The sequence below is a fragment of the Nonomuraea sp. NPDC049709 genome, assembly GCF_040674815.1.
In the GTDB taxonomy this organism is placed as follows: Bacteria; Actinomycetota; Actinomycetes; order Streptosporangiales; family Streptosporangiaceae; genus Nonomuraea.
This window is the reverse complement of the sequence record NZ_JBFANM010000023.1, coordinates 91,851-107,524: the sequence shown is the minus strand read 5'-3', so window position 1 is coordinate 107,524 and position 15,674 is coordinate 91,851. Positions and strand designations below refer to the sequence as shown.

Sequence of the window (15,674 nt, the reverse complement as noted above, 5' to 3'; positions counted from 1 at the left end):
CCGGATGCGCCACAGGCACACGTCAGTGTCGTCCCAGTCGCCGCGCATTGCAGCCTGTCCTGCCGCCTGTCGTGCCGTATCGCCGGTCACGGCAGGCGCCGCGGTGGGCAGGGTTTCGTCGGGCAAGGCCCTCGCCGAGCTCACCGCGACGCAACGCGGGGTCGTGCAGGACCTGGTGGGCAGACTCAACGCCGAACACGGCCGCCGTCAGCGCATCCAGGACCTCGCCGAGGGCCAGGCTCCAGGCATGGCCGGCACCGGCCGCGGTGGCGATGACCAATCGAGCTGTCTCCGCCCGCTCGGCCGCGTCGCCGGTGGTGAGCGCGGCGGCCAGGCGCTCGGCCGGGGGCGCGCAGGACAGCGGCCCGCTCGGGTGACAGTACGCCGGCGCCGACAACGCTGCCGGCGTCGAGAGCACACAGGAGCGCTGCCACAGCCTGCCCGGCGGCGCCGAGGTCGGCGGCCACCGCCCGCTCAGGCCGGTAGTACCGAGGCAGTGCACCTGACACGGCTGACATGCCTGAAGACCCCTAGCTATCTGTCTGGTAAGTAGGCGCCAACCTTACTTACCGACATGCCCGACTACCAAGAGTCACCCCAGATGACTCGTTCGCCAAGCCTTGTGCACGGCATCGGCCAGCACCATCACGGGAATTGCCAGCGCGGCGAGGATCCATCCGACCGCCGGCGGAAACGTGACTCCGAGCAGGCTCGCGACGGCCGGTAGGCCGAGAAGGACCAGGAGCAGGACGGCTGCGAAGGCGACCGCGCCCAGCAGCAAGGGGTTGGTGCGCCCTTGCAGCCTGCCGATCCAGCGGGACTCGCTGCGGCGGGCGAAGGCGTTGGCGAGCTGTCCCAGCACGACGGCGGCAAAGGCGGTGCCCGAGGCGGCGTCAGCAGACCCAAGCTTGGGGCGCCTGCGTACCATTAGAGCGTTATGTCCGAAAATCCGTCCGACCAGGAACTGCTACGCGCCGCGCGGAACGGCGAGGTCGCCGCGATCGGCACGCTGATCGAGAAGCATAGGGCCGGCATGCGCGGTGGCGCTGAGCGTGTTGGGCCACGGACCGGACGCGGAGGACGCCGTGCAGGACGCGACGCTGATCGCCCTGCGGCGCATCGGCGACGTGCGGCAAGCGGATTCCGTCGGCGCGTGGTTGCGCACGATCGTGCGCAACGTCTGCCGCTCCCGCCTGCGCTCGGCGGCTACCACGACGCCGCTGCCGGATCTGGCGGTGCCCGCGGCGGGAACGAGTCCCGAGCAGCTCATCGACCAGCACGCGATGCGGGACTGGCTCTGGCGGGCGATCGACGAGCTGACCCCCACCCTGTGCATGACGGTGATGTTGCGGCATTTCAGCCCGCGCACCCCCTCGTACCACCAAATAGCCGCCCTGTACGGCGTGCCGGTGGGCACGGTACGCAGCAGGCTCAGCGAGGCCAGAGCCAAGCTGATCGAGGCGATGGCCACGACCGCGGACACGGCGCACGACGACGACGCCGCCCTGACCCGGGCAAGCGCCCGTGAAGCCGCCGAGATTCTGGCCGCGGCCGAGCAGGGGCGGTTCGCGGAGCTGACGGCCGAGCGGTGGACCCCCGATGTCGCCTACTACCGCGGCCGGCAGCGGGTGGGCGGCCGGGACTTCCTGATCCGGGGCATGGCGAGCGATCTGGAGGCGGGTGTGCGCCAGCAGTTCAGGATCGCCGTCACCAGCCGGGATACCACCATCTGGGAGATGGACCTGGTCAACCCGCCGGACAAACCCGGCCACTGCCCGCCCGCGGTCGCCTGGCTGATGTCCATGCGGAACGGCCTGATGCACCAGCTACGGCTCTTCCACGCACCCGCCGGCTGAGCAGGCGCGGGCAATGTGGCGCGAGTCACCCTCCCCCGATCGAACTTCACCGGGCCCGCCGCGTCTTGTGGGTGTCCGCGACACCACCCACACGGAGAACCCGATGCAACAAGAAACGACCGGCCTTCTGTCCCCCGGCTCCCACGACGTCGTGGTGGACGGCCTGAACCAGCGCTACCACGTGTACGGCTCGGGCCCGGTCTGCCTGGCCATGCCCGGCGGGCCCGGCGTCACCTGGGAGTCCCTGCGCGCGCCGGCCCTGGAGAAGTTCCTGACCATGGTGTACGTCGAACCGCTGGGCACCGGCAGTTCGCAACGCCTGCCGTCACACCCCGACGGCTACACCCGCAGGCGCTACACGCGAAGCCTGACAGGCCTGCTCGATCGGCTGTCCCTCCCCCGGGTGTTCCTCCTCGGGCACTCACACGGCGCCTTCGTGTCCCAGTACTTCGCGCTGCACCACCCGGACCGGCTCAGCGGCCTGGTGTTGTACGAGAGCGCTCCGGTGACGGGCCCCGAGCACATGGCCGAGGCCGCCGCCAGGGTCGAGGAGTTCGTCCAGCGCAACGAGGGCCGGCCGGAACTCCCCACGGTGCTCGCCGGGCTCCAGGCCTCCGGGACCGTCACCGACGACGAGAAAATCACCGCGGCGTTGCGCGACCTCCTGCCGGTCTTCTTCGCGCACTACTGGGAGCGCGAGGACGAGTTCAGGGAGCTGCGCGAGAAGATCACCTGCACCTACATCTCCCACGTCGACGAGAACCTGGTCCCCGACATCATCGACGACCGCGACACTCTCCCGTCGCTCGCCGTGCCCACCCTAATCGTGGCCGGCCGATACGACGTGTCCTGCGGCATGCGGTGGGCGCGGGAACTCGCGGCCTTGATCCCCCGGTCCCGGCTGGCCGTGCTGAAGAACAGCGGGCACCTCGGCCACCTGGAGGAACCCGAGACGTTCGCGGCCGCCATCCGGGACTTCGTCCGGTCGGTACCCGCGTAGCGGAACGCGCGGGCGCGGCGCCGCGCCCGCCTGTCCCAGCAGGCTGAGCCGCCCTCGCTGTCGCACGTGACGAACAGCGACATCGAGGCGTGTACCGAAACGCGGTCGCGACGGCTCGGCGCCAGTGCGCTGGACCCGATCACCAGTAGGGGACCGTTGCCGCCTTCTTACGGTCAGGAACGACTCCACGGACGGCGAGCTGGTGAGCGATGAAGGTGCCGAGGTCATCCAGCCAACGCGCGGCTTGCTGCCCGGAGGGTTCGGCCAGGGTGTACAGGCGAGCCAGGCCGCGGCTGTTTCCGCCGTGTCGCGCGTTGCTCAGCGCGTCCAGCACACGGCCGCACGGGACATCGCGGTCGGCGTCGGGCTCACACCATTGACCATGCCGACGGACAGGGGGCCTGGAGGCCTGATGATAGGCCGCCTTGGCGCGCTCGGCGGCCCAGGCCAGGTCCCCGGCTGTCAGCGGCTTGTCGGCCATCAGACGGTCGAAGAGTCGTTTCCATGGACCGAGCAAGCCGCCCGGCAACGGGCTCATGAGGCGATACGCCTGGTGGAAGACCGCCCGGTGAAACTCCGGCTTCTGATCGTGTTCCAGTTGGTCGTAGCCGCGGCAGGCGTGGCCGAAGCGTGCGAAGGGTTCCGCATCGGCCAGGGCAGGACGCGCCTGGAACTCGCAGAAGCGGTGCACGAACTCCGCCGGGGCGTCGCCGATGTTGCTGGTGCCCAGTCCGGAGCCCAGGCACAGCGCCTGGAAGTCGTTGATGAAGTCGGTACCATCGGTCCGTCATGACCCCGCTCGAACGCACCCTCGCCAAAGCCCTCACGGAGATCGTCATCTGGCTTGATCTCAGCGATGCTGACGACATCGCGCCTGAGGCCACGATCAAGGTGCTGGAGCCGGTGGTCATCCTCCTGCAGGACCTCTCGGACCAGAACCGGCAAGCCCTCGCCGACCTGATCAACCAGTTCGCGCAGCAGGAAACCGCCCCTGACCGGCACCTGACGGCCTGGGAAACGCCTGAAACTCTGGGACTTCTCGACTGAAAGCCGTCAAGATCGGGAAATCTCCGCAAGGGCCCTCAGCCTGGCACGGGGCGAAATCTACAATTACGCAATGGGACGCCCCCGGACGCTTGTGACGCTGGCCGTCATCTTTCTCACCGGCGCACGCGCGGCCCGGCGCCGCAAGACCACGCCGCCCACCGATCAGGCAGCACACCAGCCGGGCAGCACATTGGCGGCGCAGACCCCACTGACCGGCACCACCGGCCGCGTGGTCTCCCTCTGGACGATGATCGGCACCATGCTCGCAGGCATTGCCGCCCTGGCCGCCCTCCTAGTCTCCGCCATGACCTTCATCCTTCAGCAGCAACAGAACGACGACCAGCAGCAGCGCAGAGTCGCCGGCTTCGCTTCCAAGGTCACCTGGTGGACCGAGCGCACCGCCCAGGACCAGGTCACCACCCTCGCGATCCAGAACAGCAGCTACGAGCCCATGCCCGCGTTCATCGTGACCGGCGTCTCCTTCGACTCCCTTCCTGCACCCAGCCCCTCCCCAGCGCACGACATCCCACAGTTCCTGGCAGCGTTGGGCCAGATGCAGATCGGCGCTCTTCCCCCTTGCAGCATCAGCAGGCTGAGGTTGACTTTCGAAGACCGCGACTCCGGCTCCCGATTGGATCTGGACGTCAACCGCGTCATGGTTGTTGATCCCGCCGGCATGGCATGGTCCCGCGAGCGCTCTGGCCAGCTCGCCCGAGTCGAAGACATCCCCAGAGGGGAGCGCCAGATCGAATTCAACAAGGGTGGGAACGAAGTGCGCATCGTGATCAGGGAGCTCGGCGTGACGCTGACCAGCAACCTCGGCAGAACTAGCGCGCCCTACTGCTCCGGGCCCGTCGACTAGCCCGCCCAGTTCTGCTCAGAAGCCCTGACGCGGAGCCTCGTCATCGCATCCAGTAAGTCAACTTGCCTTACGTGCCTGACAGACCTTCAAGCAGCTGACCAGCTATTTCGCTTGACAACCCAAGATAACCATCGAACCGGCTGCTCGTCGCGACGCGCAACCCGATCGCAGCAGTTGGCTCCAGCAACGGGCCTCTTTTACTGGCCCTGGCACGACAACGCGAGCCGCGGTGACGAGTGGGCGTCAACCGCTGCTCTCACTCGTCCTGGAGCTGCGTGGTGGCAAGCGGGCGGCCGTGGCCGTCTCGGCGGCCGCCAGCTCGACTGCCTGCAGCGCGGCGGCCCGGCGCTCGCGTTCGACCGGCTCTGGCGTGTTCGCCACGGTGAGCGGGTCGCGCTGAGCCTTGCCTCGTGCACCCGGCTGCGGTGTGCCAGGGCCGGACCACCTCCCCGGGCAGACCGCAGCCTGGCCTCCGGGCTCAGGCCGCCGACCGGAGCCCGGCGGGACGACGCCGGAGAGCGGGGTCGAGCAATGCCGGGGGCTTGTACTCCTGGTCGAGCGCGCTGACCTCGGTGCCCGGCGGGACGATCTTGTCGATCCGGTCGAGGATGTCGTCGGACAGCTCGACGTCGGCCCCGGCCAGAAGGTCGTCGAGGTGTTCCATGGTGCGCGGGCCGAGGAGCGCGGCGGTGACGCCCGGGTGGGCGATGGCGAACGCCATGGCCAGGTGGGTCATGGGCAGGCCGGCCTCCTCGGCGAGCGGGATGAGCTGTTCGACGACGTCGATGCGGCGCTCGTCGGTGAGGTGGCGGGAGAACTGGACGCGTTTGAGGTCGTTCTCACCGCCCTGGCGCACCCGGCCGGTCAGCAGGCCCTGGCCGAATGGACCCCACACCATGACGCCCATGCCGTACTCCTGCGCCAGCGGCAGGACCTCCCGTTCGATGCCGCGGTTCAGGATCGAGTACGGCGGCTGCTCGGTGCGGAAGCGCTGCAGCCCGGCGCGTTCGGCGGCCCACTGCGCCTGGACGATCATCGAGGCGGGCGTCGTCGAGGAACCGATCACGCGCACCTTGCCGGCCCTGACGAGGTCGGTCAGAACGGAAAGGGTCTCCTCCAGGTCGGTGTCCGGGTCGGGCCGCTGGAGCTGATAAATGTCGATGTAGTCGGTGCCGAGCCGGCGCAGGGAGTTCTCGACAGCGGTGGTGATCCAGCGGCGGGAGGCACCCTGCTGGTTGACGCCCTCGCCCATGGGCATGCCGACCTTGGTGGCCAGGACCACCTCGTCGCGGCGGCCCTTGAGGGCCTTTCCGACGATGTCCTCGGAGTCGGCGTAGCGGTCGGCGGTATCGATGAGGTTGATCCCGGCGTCTATCGCCTTGTGGATGATCCGGACCGACTCGTCCGGGTCGTTGCCCATCTGGCTGGCGAACATCAACGTGCCGAGTGCGTAGGGGCTGACCTTGATCCCGGTCCGCCCGAGGTTGCGATACTTCATGAACGTGCTCCTTCGGTCCCGACCGGCGGGTGGGTCCCCGCCGGCCACCGCCCGTCGGCCGGTACATCCACCTTCCGCGCACCCGCGGGCATCAGCCAGTACCCGCCGCAGCCAGTGGACCCGGAGTACCACGACGGGACGCGGCCGATTGCCCATACTGGGGAGATGACCGGATCCACGGATCTTGGCAGGGCCTTGCACGCCTGGCGGGATCGCACGAAACCGGCCGAGGCCGGCCTGCCGGACGACGGACGCCGGCGCGCGCCAGGCCTACGGCGTGAGGAGCTCGCCCTGCTCACCGGCTTGTCCGTCGACTACATCGTGCGGCTCGAACAGGGGAGGTCGACGAATCCGTCCCCCCAAGTACTGTCCGCGCTGGCTCGGGCGTTGCGGCTGACGACGGCGGAGCGTGAGCACCTCTTCGTGCTCGCCGGTCAGGCGGTGCCGGGCCCCGGGCAGATTTCCGACCATGTGCCGGCAGGCGTCCAGCGCCTGCTGGATCGGCTGACCGGCACACCGCTGAGCGTGTACGACGCCGCATGGAACCTCATCACGTGGAACCGGTTGTGGGCCGCGCTGTTCGGCAACCCGCCCGCGTCACGCGGCTTCGGGAGGAATGCGGTGTGGTGGTCCTTCGTGGAGCCGCCCGCCGGATACCCCCAGGCGGTGAGCAGGGAGACGGGTCACCGCGCCGCCTTCGTGTCCGACCTGAGAGCGGCGTCGGCTCGCTATCCGAAGGATGCCGGACTGGCCGCACTGATCGATGAGCTCCGTGCCCGGAGCGGTGACTTCGCGGCACTGTGGGGCTCCGGCGTGGTAGGCGTGCACGAGCCCCTGACCAAGACTGTCCGGCACGCGAGCGTCGGCGAACTCACCCTCGACTGCGACATCCTCGCGGCGCTCGGCACCGATCTGCGGATCATGGCCTTCACCGTGGCGGAGGGCAGCGAGACCGCCGAGCGGCTGCGGCTACTGGAGGTCGTCGGCGTCCCGGTCTGACGGGCGTCGTCGCGTCCGGGGTTGACGGGCGCCGGAACGGACACATGATCGGAGAGCGTCGCCACCGGCAGGTTCGTCGGGACCGATGCCTCTACACGGCCGACAACAGGCGAGCTAACGATAGGCGATCATCGAGCCCGCCTAAGCCGGGAGAGCGAGGCTCGTGCTCATTCAGGCCCTGCACGAGGAAGCCGAGCGACTGACGGCTGGCGAGCAGGCGCGCCGTCCAGCGACGCCCGCCACCCGACGCGGCGGGTGATCAGGCGGCCAGCTCGACGTCGGCGAAGTCGACCTCCTTCAGCAGGGGGTCGAACGGATCCGGCCGATGACGCAGCTCGTCGGTGGCATAGGCGCCGAAGCGGCTGATGTGGGCCCGCAGGTACGGGGCGATCTGGCCGAGTTGGTCGGCGGTGATGCTCCAGCCCCGGTGACCAGCTGCCGCACGATATCGGAGATGTCCAGCGCGTTGTGGAAGACGACCAGGTTGGCCAGCAGCGTGTTGAACTTGATCAGCTTCTCCTGCTCTTCGGGGTCATTGTCGGCCAGCACCCCGCCGAACCCGAGCCACTTGGAAAACCCGTTGTAGGACTCGACCTTGTTGGTCGCCGCGGTGATGCGCGCCCGCAGCGCCGGGTCGGCCAGATAGCGCAGCAGGGCGACGGTCCGTACGCTACGGCCGACCTCCCGGAAGGCCTTGTAGATGCGGTTCTTGCGGGAGTTGGAGCGCAGCCGCCGCATCAGCGTGGCCGAGGACAGGCGGCCCTCGCTGATGGAGATCGCTACCTGCACCAGGTCGATCCAGTGCTTGTCGATCAGCTTCCAGTCGATCACGTTGCGACCGCTCTCGCCGAACAGCTGGTCGATATGCGGATAGGCGATCTTCTCCGAAGCGCGGAAGAAGATCAGGTCCGTGAATTTGCGGATGCGCGGCATCAGGTCGAACCCGAACAAGGTCGCTAGGGCGACCCACTTTGTCGTCCGGGCCGGCGATGAAGCCGTCCAGGGACATGGACATGTAGAGGACGACCTTGCTGGAACAGGTCGCCCAGAATGCCCCGGAAATGAGGCAGACGATCGTGAATGTGATTTGTGGATGCCTGCGGACGCCCCACAACCCACCGCTTGGAGAGGATCGGCCGGAGAAGATTCGTGCTGCGCAGCCCGCGCCCGCGCCAGCCATCAGGCAAGGACCGCCAGCGGGCTACGTGACCCTCACGAGGAGCGCCAGGTCCGACTCGCTGCCCAGCGTGTCCTGGCCGACCACCTCTATTCCCTGTCTCCTGCTGGCCGTCGCTGGTGGCAGCGATCCGGAGCAACTTCCGCGCCCGATGCCACGACCGCCCCGTCACCCTCACCCGCGCCGACAGACCACGCGCTGCAGCGTGGTCGTTGTCCCGATCCCGCAATGAAGGTAGATCACCGATGACGAGCACCACATCCGACGACGCGCAGCGCCTGGCCGCGCCGATCCGCCTGGCCGTGCGGCTACGTCCGTGCGGCGAAGGCCACCAGCCGGACGGCTCCCGGCGCGACGACGCCGAGCTGGTCGACCGCAGCATCGCCGAGCTGCGCCGACTGTGGCCACGAGAGCCCTCGCTGTGCCGGAAGAGTGTCGTGATCAAGTGGATGGCCTGTGTGCCCTGCGGCCCCGCAGGGCGGCGACGCCATGTTTGATCGCTCCGAACAGAACCACCGTGGCGACAAGGTGGTAGGGAAGGACGACGAACGTTCTGCTCCAGAACGCGGTGGCCTTGATGTCGGACACCCCGCCATAGATCGCCGCCGATCCCAGGGTTATCGCGTCGACCCACTCCCCCAGGCTGAACATCATCCATGGCAGGACGTCAGTATTGGCAGCTTGGAAACCGCCTGCGGCCATGTGCAGGTGTCTGGCGAACTCTCCGAAGGAGAGCACACTCGCGGCCGATGCGGCGATCAGGGAGATGAACAGCAGGCTGAAGAAGGGACTGCTTCGGTAGTCCCGTTCAATGGCGGAGGTCGGAGGGGTTCCGGAACCCCACAGGGACAACGCAGCATAGATGGCCCCCGCCCAGTTCAACAGGACGGCTGCACCCAGGAGTGCCGTGCCCAGGACCGGCCAGCGGCCACCGACCACCTCCCCGGCCGCGGCAAAGGCTGTCACCGCTATCACGCCGAGGCACCCGGCCATCCAGCCGAGAGTCAGCAGGGCATCGTTCTGCGCCTGGAAGATCGGGTCAACGTCTGACTCATCTGTAGCCATGGTCACCTGTAAGGGCCGCGGGCCGACAGCAGCGAACACCAGACTGACACAGGAGTTCAGAACCGTACCAGCCTGAAATATTGCAGCATCAAGTTCGACTCAGCAGGGGTGGTCCCGGAATACGGCGGAAACGGCCCGCCTTCCCTTGAACCCGCAGGTCAGACGGCGGAGGCTGGAGCCGGGGTTTCGGCGGCGGGCTGTCGCGGGAAGCGTGGGACCGGATTGGCGCCCATACCGACTATGGGTCTCTGATCTGCGGCGACAGAGTCTCCGAGATGGACAGGGCGGTGCTTCTGTCTGGTCAGAGGCCCAGCGGTATTGGCGCACGGCGGGAAGGGGTGGGGTAGTGGTCATACCCCAACGGGACTTCTCGATGGGCGCTGAGCCGCTGGTCAGCGAGGTCGTCTCGAGTGGTCCAGCCGTGTTTGGTGAAGAGGTTGGCTAGGGCATCAACGGTGCCGTGCCGGTGGATGCAACCTGCCTTCAACGCCAGCCAACGCGCCTAACGTGCCTGTAAAGATCATCTCGCCCTGGCCTGCGAGAAGAGGCCAAGAATCCAAGATGACCATTGCCGCTCCTAGGCGGCGCGGCTCATGCCGTAGCGGGCGTACGGGGAGCTGGTGGTGAAGGCCCAGTAGCGGTCGCCGTAGGACCAGTGCCACCACTCCGTGGGGTAGTTGACGAAGCCGGCGGACGCCATGGCGGTCGCCAGGACGTCGCGGTTGCGACGGGCCTCGGCGGAGATGCCGGGGAAGGCGGTGTAGCACGCTTCGTCGCTCTCCGGAGGGGTGGCGTTGACCTGGGTACCCATCGTGAGCTCGGTGCCGGAGACGGTGCACAGGGTCAGGTCCACCGCGCCGCCGCTGACGTGCGGGGCCACCTCGGGCGGGGAGACGTACCGACTGGTCTCTAGGTAGGCCCGCCGGTCGTCCCAGGCAGGGTGCTTCGCCCGGTGCATGGCCACGGACTCGGCGAAGTAGCGCTGTTGCAGAGCCGCCGGGCGGAATCCCTCCACGACCAGCAGGCGCAGCTCGCGGGGCAGCCGGGTCTGCGCGGCGATCAGGCGGTCGGCCACGCTCAGCCGTACGTGCGCGAACGCGCCCTCGCGGTCGGCGAGGCGCTGGTCGACCCGGACGGCTTCCAGGGTGCGCAGATCCACCAGCGGCTCGCCGCACTCCTTCACCGCCACCTCGGCGATCCGCGGGTCCGACAGCAACACGATTTCGGGCATGGAAGCCTCCGTGATGGTTCCAGGGACGCTCCATGTGAGACGCCGACGGCCATAATGCGGTCGGCCGCTCCAAGAACGCTGTAATCGCGGTCTAACCGGCGAGCTCGCGGTATTCGCGCGCGTCGTGCAGCCGGAAGATCTCCATGGCCTCGGCCAGGGCCGTCTTGGCGGCATCGTCGTCGCCGAGCGCCTCGTGCACCTGGGCCAGGTCGCGCAGGGTACGCGCGCGGAACAGGGCGGCGCGCAACATCTCCCACAACGCCAGCGACTCGGTCAGGCGGTTCTTGGCCTGGTAGAGCCGCCCCTCGGCGAGGTCGAGCTCGCCGAGCGCGCGCAGCGTGCACGCCTCGCCCCAGCGGTCGCTGAGAGTCCGGATCGCGGCAAGCGCCTCGTCCATGTCCCGGCGCGCCGCGTCGAACCGGCCGAGCCGGAGCCGGGCCTTGGCCAGGGAACGCATGCAGTACGCCTCCATCAGCCGGTCGCCCAGCTCACGGAAGATCGCCAGCGCCTGCTCCGACAGCTCCTCCGCCCGTACCAGCTCGCCCCGGGCACGGTGGTACAGGGACAAGCTGCGCAGCGTCAGCCCCTCACCGCGGCGGCTGCCTGCCTCCTGATACAGCGACAATGCGGCGCTCAGGTCGCCCCAGGCCGCCGGGTAGTCCCCGCGCTCCACATGCACGCTGCCGGCCAGCCGTCTGACATGCGCAAGCGCCGCAGGGTCGGCCAGGTCAGCCCACAGCCGGCCGGCGCGGCCCAGGAAGTGCAGCGCCTCCGGCAGGTAACCCTGCTCGCGGCAGGCGGCGCCGAGCGCGGCGAGCGTGGCGGCCTCGCCGCGGGTGTCCCGCGCGGAGCGGAACAGCGACAGTGCCTGACTGAGGTATTCGCGGGACTCGGCGTAGTGGTCGCGTTCGTAGTACAGGTGACCGAGGCCGGCGAGCAGAGTGGCCTCGCCCAGGGCATTGTCCCTCCGCCGCGCCACCGCCAGGGCGGCCTCGTGGGTACGGTGCCAGGCCGCGAACGGGTTGTCGAAGACGTACTGGCTGCCTTCGAAGGCGACGGAGGAGAGCGCGGCGGCCAGTTCCACGGCGATGTCGTCGAGATCCATCGCGGCCGCCAGTTCCACCGCGACGATCAGTGCCTCCTCCTCGTCGCGGAGCCAGCCGTGCGGGTCGGCCAGTGCCATGCGGGCCACCTCCGCATCCACCGGCCGGGCCAGGCCGGGAGAGGCGCGCATCGGGATCCCCCCGGTGGGCACGGCCTCGCTGAGCCGCTGGACCAGCCACAACCAGCCGCCGAGCACCCGGCGCACCATCGCCGTGCGCTCCGGCTCCGGCTCCTCAGCGTGTGCGCGCTCCCGGGCGAACAGCCGGATCAGATCGTGCAGCCGGTAGCGGGTCCGGCCGGCCCCGTCGGTGTCCACCACGCTGGCCAGGGAGGTGTCGACCAGGTGGTCCAGCACCTCTTCCGCCTCGTCCAGGCCGCTCTCCATGGCCGCCGCCGCCACCCACACCGGGAAGTACGGCAGGCCGAGCAGGCCCAGGCGGCGCAGCGCGGTCCTGGCCTCGGGCGGCAGCAGGTCGTAGCTGAGGGCGATGCCGGCCCGCACCTCCTGGTCCCCGACGGCCAGCTCGTCCAGCCGGCGCTGCTCGTCGGCCAGCCGGTCGGCCAGCCGGGCCACCGACCACTGGCGGCGCGAGGCCAGCCGCGCTCCGCAGATGCGCAGCGCGAGCGGCAGGCCGCCGCACTGGCGGACGATCCGCCGCGCCGCGTCCGGATCGGCGGCGATCCGCTCTGGACCGGTGACCTGCTCCAGCAGCCGCAGGGCGGCCTGGTCCGGTAACAGGCCCAGGTCGAGCACCGCGGCGCCGGCGAGGCCGGCGAGCCGGTTGCGGGAGGTGATGATCACTCCGCAACCGGGAGTGCCCGGCAGCAGCGGGCGTACTTGTCGCTCGGCGGCGGCGTCCTCCAGCACGACCAGCTTGCGGCGGTCAGCCAGCAGCGTACGGTAGCGGGCGGCGCACTCTTCCAGCGTGTCGGGCGGCGACGTGCCCGGCTCCAGCTCGCGCAGCAGCCGGCCGAGGACCTCCTGCGCAGTGGCCGGCGCCTCCGTGGTGCCGCGCAGCTCGACGTGCAGCTGGCCGTCGGGGTAAAAGGACGCGATCTCGTGCGCGGCCCGCAGCGCCAGGGCCGACTTGCCGACGCCGCCCGGCCCGAAGATGACGCAAACAGGCATGGCATCCGGCCGGGTGAGCCGGTCGCGCAACTGCTCGATCTCCGCCTCGCGCGCGGTGAAGTCGGGTGGCGGGGAGGGCAGCTGTCGGGGTGCGGCGGCCTTGGCCGTGCCCAGCAGCGCGGGATCGGACCGCAGGATGGATTCGTGCGCCTGTTGCAACTCCGGCCCCGGTTCGATCCCCAGCTCGTCGATCAACACCTGCCGGCCCCGCTGGTAGACGGCCAGCGCGTCCGCCTGCCGACCGGCTCGGTAGAGCGCCACCATGAGGTCGCGGCGCAGCCGCTCGCGCACTGGATACACGGCGACCAGCTCTGTGAGCTCCTCGATCAGGCCCTCGTCCCGGCCCGCCGCCAGGTCGGCCGCGACCCGCTCCTCGACCACCGCCAGCCGCAAGTCGTCCAGCCTGGCCGCCTCCGAATGCAGGAACGTGTCCCCGATCCCGCCCAGCGCCGGGCCTCGCCACAACGCCAGGGCCTGGCGGAAGGAGTCGGCCGCCTCCCGGTGGCCGCCGTGGCGGGCCGCCCGCCGTCCCCGGTCCACGAGCCGCTCGAAGACGTCCTTGTCCAGGGCGTCGGGAGCGATTTCGGCGGCATAGCCCACGCGGTGCGAGACGATGATCGTCGGCAGGCCCGCGTCGGTGAACGCCCGGCGCAACGAGGCGACATAGGTCTGCAGCACCCCGCGCGCGGTCGGCGGCGGGCGGTCCTGCCAGATCACCTCCGTCAGCCGCTCGACGGTGACCACCCGGCCTGGGGCGAGCAGCAAGGCGGCGAGCAGGGCCCGCGGCTTGGCTCCCCCGATGGGGACCTGCCGTCCGCCGCTCCACACCTCAACCGGACCCAGGAGGCGTAACTCCATTGGCTCTCCCCAGAGATTCGGCCGCCTCTCCCGAACCCTAAGGGTCCGCCGACGCGGCATACCAGAGTCGCGGTTGGAGAATCGGCCGGCGACACGAAGGATCCTGGAGCGCTTCCGGGGGCCACTACGGTGCAGCGGGTCAGCCGGCGGCGTATTGGTGAACTCACGGTGACGTGAGACCGCCGCTCCGCCCGTACGGCGGCCGTTACGCCAACCGCCCATGTGGCCACCACCCGTACACCGAAGCCGCGCCTTCGGGCGGCGGTGAGATGATCATGCTGCTTCGGCAGATCGCCATGAAGGAGCCGGGCCCGCTGTAGTTCTGCTGTATCCGGCCTCCAAGTTCCCGTTCCGTGCCGTGGCACCGACCGGGCAGTCCCCCATGGTGGAGAACGACCGGCACACGGTCGGATGCGGAAAAGTGCGTTGGACGGGCTCTGCAGCGGCTTTGGAGAAGGCCGGTGGAAACTTCCGGCCATGAAACTCTCGAAGAATTACATCGCCGTCCTATTACGTCTACTGCGTCCGGTTCTGGCGATCACCATCGTCGCCCTGGGCGTGGTCATGGTCTCCCCGGCACCCGCGTCGGCGGTCTCCCGTTCGACCATCGTCACGGTGGCGCAGGGCCAACTCGGCAATGCGGCGCGCAATCACGAGTCCCCGCTGGGCAGCGGGTGCAACTACTACACCGGATACTTCCGCAGCTGGAAGCCCTCCGCCGGCTGCCCGTACAGCGACGGCGTCCAGTGGCGGGACAGCGACTGGTGCGCCGACTTCGTCAAGTACGTCTGGCGGAACGCCGGCGTGGAGCACGCCGACGTGCCGGAGGGCGACGGCGGCACCCTCACCGGCTGGGCGGCCTCGTTCAAGGACTACGGCGTCCAATACGGCACCTGGCACACCCGCTCCAGCGGCTACACGCCCCAGCCCGGCGACGCCCTCGTCTTCGACTGGGAGCAGAACGGCGACATCGACCACGTCGGCATCGTGACCTCGGCGACCTCGACCACCGTGTACACCATCGAGGGCAACAGCGGCGACCGGATCAAGGCCAACTCCTACTCCCGCTCCAACGTCGACATCGTCGGCTACAGCGCTCCCGTCGGAGCCGCGCAGGTCCAGGGCACGGCGTCGATCTATGGGGTGTTGCCCGACGGGCGGTTGACGTACACGGCCATCGATGCGGCCACCGGTCAGCGTACGCATGGTGCGGTGGTCTCCACCGCGACGCTCGGGTTCACGCCCAAGGCGATGGCGACCCTGAACTTCAACACCATCCTGGTCACCGGCCAAGATGGCCGGCTGTTCCGGATCGACGTGATCACCAACCGCGACAGCCTGGTCTTCAACCCACCCACCCCGATAGCCACCGGCTGGACCCACGACCTGCTCGCCTACGACGGCAACACCCACCTGTTCGGCATCGCCGGCGGTGTCCTGCGCCGCTACACCGTCAACACGGCCAAACCCACCGCCGCCAACATCTCCGACGGCGAACTCGTCGGCACCGGCTTCGTCCTCAAGACCCTCACCACCACCGCGTCCAACTGGATCCTCGGCACCGCCTACGACGGCCGGCTCCTGGCCTACCGCATCAACGGCGTGCTGACCGGCGCCGAGAAATACACCCCCTACCAGCTCAAAGACAGCACCTGGCAGGTCTTCGACCACCTCATCTCCCCCGGTAGCGGCATCTACTACGGGCACCGTCCCGAAGGCTCCATGCACCACTACCTCGACCAGAACCCTCACGACGGCAACGGCGCCGACATCGCCGGCCTGGGCACCGTCGACGACACCGGCTGGACCCAGACCCTCCTGTCCGCCCAACCCGCCACCGTCTGAAAG

At 69.2% G+C, this 15,674-nt stretch carries 16 protein-coding genes; 7 read left to right on the top strand and 9 right to left on the bottom strand.

Features of this window, described 5'->3' with window-relative positions; all coding sequences use genetic code 11:
- Positions 1-22: 22 nt before the first annotated feature.
- Positions 23-418, bottom strand: coding sequence for a hypothetical protein (locus AB0J69_RS24165; RefSeq protein WP_364121161.1), 396 nt, complete (start codon positions 416-418; stop codon positions 23-25).
- Between the two features lie 174 nt (positions 419-592).
- Positions 593-928: a cation transporting ATPase C-terminal domain-containing protein gene (locus AB0J69_RS24160; RefSeq protein WP_364121158.1), complete on the bottom strand. Its 336-nt coding sequence runs from the start codon at positions 926-928 to the stop codon at positions 593-595.
- 112 nt (positions 929-1,040) lie between these two features.
- Between AB0J69_RS24160 and AB0J69_RS24155 the strand changes: the two genes are divergently transcribed.
- Positions 1,041-1,856, top strand: a complete 816-nt coding sequence (locus AB0J69_RS24155) for a sigma-70 family RNA polymerase sigma factor (RefSeq protein WP_364121156.1) — start codon at positions 1,041-1,043, stop codon at positions 1,854-1,856.
- 103 nt (positions 1,857-1,959) lie between these two features.
- Entirely contained in the window at positions 1,960-2,856 is an 897-nt protein-coding gene (locus AB0J69_RS24150) for an alpha/beta hydrolase (RefSeq protein ID WP_364121153.1), read from the top strand.
- 139 nt (positions 2,857-2,995) lie between these two features.
- Here the strand turns inward: AB0J69_RS24150 and AB0J69_RS24145 are convergent, their stop codons facing one another.
- Positions 2,996-3,547 (bottom strand): hypothetical protein, encoded by a 552-nt coding sequence (locus tag AB0J69_RS24145; protein WP_364121150.1) that lies wholly within the window; start codon positions 3,545-3,547, stop codon positions 2,996-2,998.
- Between the two features lie 98 nt (positions 3,548-3,645).
- Between AB0J69_RS24145 and AB0J69_RS24140 the strand changes: the two genes are divergently transcribed.
- Both AB0J69_RS24140 and AB0J69_RS24135 read left to right on the top strand, forming a co-directional pair.
- The gene (locus AB0J69_RS24140; protein WP_364121147.1) at positions 3,646-3,903 is read left to right on the top strand and encodes a hypothetical protein; all 258 of its coding nucleotides are present in this window, start codon (positions 3,646-3,648) and stop codon (positions 3,901-3,903) included.
- 70 nt (positions 3,904-3,973) lie between these two features.
- The gene (locus AB0J69_RS24135; RefSeq protein WP_364121144.1) at positions 3,974-4,765 is read left to right on the top strand and encodes a hypothetical protein; all 792 of its coding nucleotides are present in this window, start codon (positions 3,974-3,976) and stop codon (positions 4,763-4,765) included.
- 243 nt (positions 4,766-5,008) lie between these two features.
- Here the strand turns inward: AB0J69_RS24135 and AB0J69_RS24130 are convergent, their stop codons facing one another.
- Both AB0J69_RS24130 and AB0J69_RS24125 read right to left on the bottom strand, forming a co-directional pair.
- Positions 5,009-5,146, bottom strand: coding sequence for a hypothetical protein (locus AB0J69_RS24130; RefSeq protein WP_364121141.1), 138 nt, complete (start codon positions 5,144-5,146; stop codon positions 5,009-5,011).
- A 97-nt stretch (positions 5,147-5,243) separates the two neighbouring features.
- On the bottom strand, positions 5,244-6,263 hold the full coding sequence (locus AB0J69_RS24125) for an aldo/keto reductase (protein ID WP_364121138.1): 1,020 nt from the start codon (positions 6,261-6,263) through the stop codon (positions 5,244-5,246).
- Positions 6,264-6,428: 165 nt separating this feature from the next.
- Between AB0J69_RS24125 and AB0J69_RS24120 the strand changes: the two genes are divergently transcribed.
- A complete protein-coding gene (locus AB0J69_RS24120) occupies positions 6,429-7,262 on the top strand; it encodes a helix-turn-helix transcriptional regulator (protein ID WP_364121135.1) in 834 nt (277 codons plus the stop codon).
- Positions 7,263-7,559: 297 nt separating this feature from the next.
- On the opposite strand, the gene AB0J69_RS24115 is transcribed toward AB0J69_RS24120, so the two are convergent.
- Positions 7,560-8,213, bottom strand: a complete 654-nt coding sequence (locus tag AB0J69_RS24115; RefSeq protein ID WP_364121132.1) for a Tn3 family transposase — start codon at positions 8,211-8,213, stop codon at positions 7,560-7,562.
- A 471-nt stretch (positions 8,214-8,684) separates the two neighbouring features.
- Between AB0J69_RS24115 and AB0J69_RS24110 the strand changes: the two genes are divergently transcribed.
- Entirely contained in the window at positions 8,685-8,936 is a 252-nt protein-coding gene (locus tag AB0J69_RS24110; protein ID WP_364121129.1) for a hypothetical protein, read from the top strand.
- Here the strand turns inward: AB0J69_RS24110 and AB0J69_RS24105 are convergent.
- The 3 genes from AB0J69_RS24105 to AB0J69_RS24095 form a co-directional block, all read right to left on the bottom strand.
- Complete coding sequence (locus AB0J69_RS24105) at positions 8,881-9,504, bottom strand: hypothetical protein (protein WP_364121126.1); 624 nt, start codon at positions 9,502-9,504, stop codon at positions 8,881-8,883. The two genes, AB0J69_RS24110 and AB0J69_RS24105, sit on opposite strands and share 56 nt — an antisense overlap.
- Positions 9,505-10,081: 577 nt before the next feature.
- Entirely contained in the window at positions 10,082-10,735 is a 654-nt protein-coding gene (locus AB0J69_RS24100) for a M15 family metallopeptidase (protein WP_364121123.1), read from the bottom strand.
- Positions 10,736-10,826: 91 nt separating this feature from the next.
- Complete coding sequence (locus tag AB0J69_RS24095) at positions 10,827-13,826, bottom strand: BTAD domain-containing putative transcriptional regulator (protein WP_364121120.1); 3,000 nt, start codon at positions 13,824-13,826, stop codon at positions 10,827-10,829.
- Between the two features lie 477 nt (positions 13,827-14,303).
- Between AB0J69_RS24095 and AB0J69_RS24090 the strand changes: the two genes are divergently transcribed.
- The gene (locus AB0J69_RS24090) at positions 14,304-15,671 is read left to right on the top strand and encodes a CHAP domain-containing protein (RefSeq protein WP_364121117.1); all 1,368 of its coding nucleotides are present in this window, start codon (positions 14,304-14,306) and stop codon (positions 15,669-15,671) included.
- Positions 15,672-15,674: the final 3 nt, after the last annotated feature.

Excerpts from the sequence above, each read along its gene's own strand:
- AB0J69_RS24160 (WP_364121158.1), bottom strand. The coding sequence starts at position 928 with ATGGTACGCAGGCGCCCCAAGCTTGGGTCTGCTGACGCCGCCTCGGGC.
- AB0J69_RS24150 (WP_364121153.1), top strand. The coding sequence starts at position 1,960 with ATGCAACAAGAAACGACCGGCCTTCTGTCCCCCGGCTCCCACGACGTC.
- AB0J69_RS24140 (WP_364121147.1), top strand. The coding sequence starts at position 3,646 with ATGACCCCGCTCGAACGCACCCTCGCCAAAGCCCTCACGGAGATCGTC.
- AB0J69_RS24135 (WP_364121144.1), top strand. The coding sequence starts at position 3,974 with ATGGGACGCCCCCGGACGCTTGTGACGCTGGCCGTCATCTTTCTCACC.
- AB0J69_RS24125 (WP_364121138.1), bottom strand. The coding sequence starts at position 6,263 with ATGAAGTATCGCAACCTCGGGCGGACCGGGATCAAGGTCAGCCCCTAC.
- AB0J69_RS24120 (WP_364121135.1), top strand. The coding sequence starts at position 6,429 with ATGACCGGATCCACGGATCTTGGCAGGGCCTTGCACGCCTGGCGGGAT.
- AB0J69_RS24110 (WP_364121129.1), top strand. The coding sequence starts at position 8,685 with ATGACGAGCACCACATCCGACGACGCGCAGCGCCTGGCCGCGCCGATC.
- AB0J69_RS24105 (WP_364121126.1), bottom strand. The coding sequence starts at position 9,504 with ATGGCTACAGATGAGTCAGACGTTGACCCGATCTTCCAGGCGCAGAAC.
- AB0J69_RS24100 (WP_364121123.1), bottom strand. The coding sequence starts at position 10,735 with ATGCCCGAAATCGTGTTGCTGTCGGACCCGCGGATCGCCGAGGTGGCG.
- AB0J69_RS24095 (WP_364121120.1), bottom strand. The coding sequence starts at position 13,826 with ATGGAGTTACGCCTCCTGGGTCCGGTTGAGGTGTGGAGCGGCGGACGG.
- AB0J69_RS24090 (WP_364121117.1), top strand. The coding sequence starts at position 14,304 with ATGAAACTCTCGAAGAATTACATCGCCGTCCTATTACGTCTACTGCGT.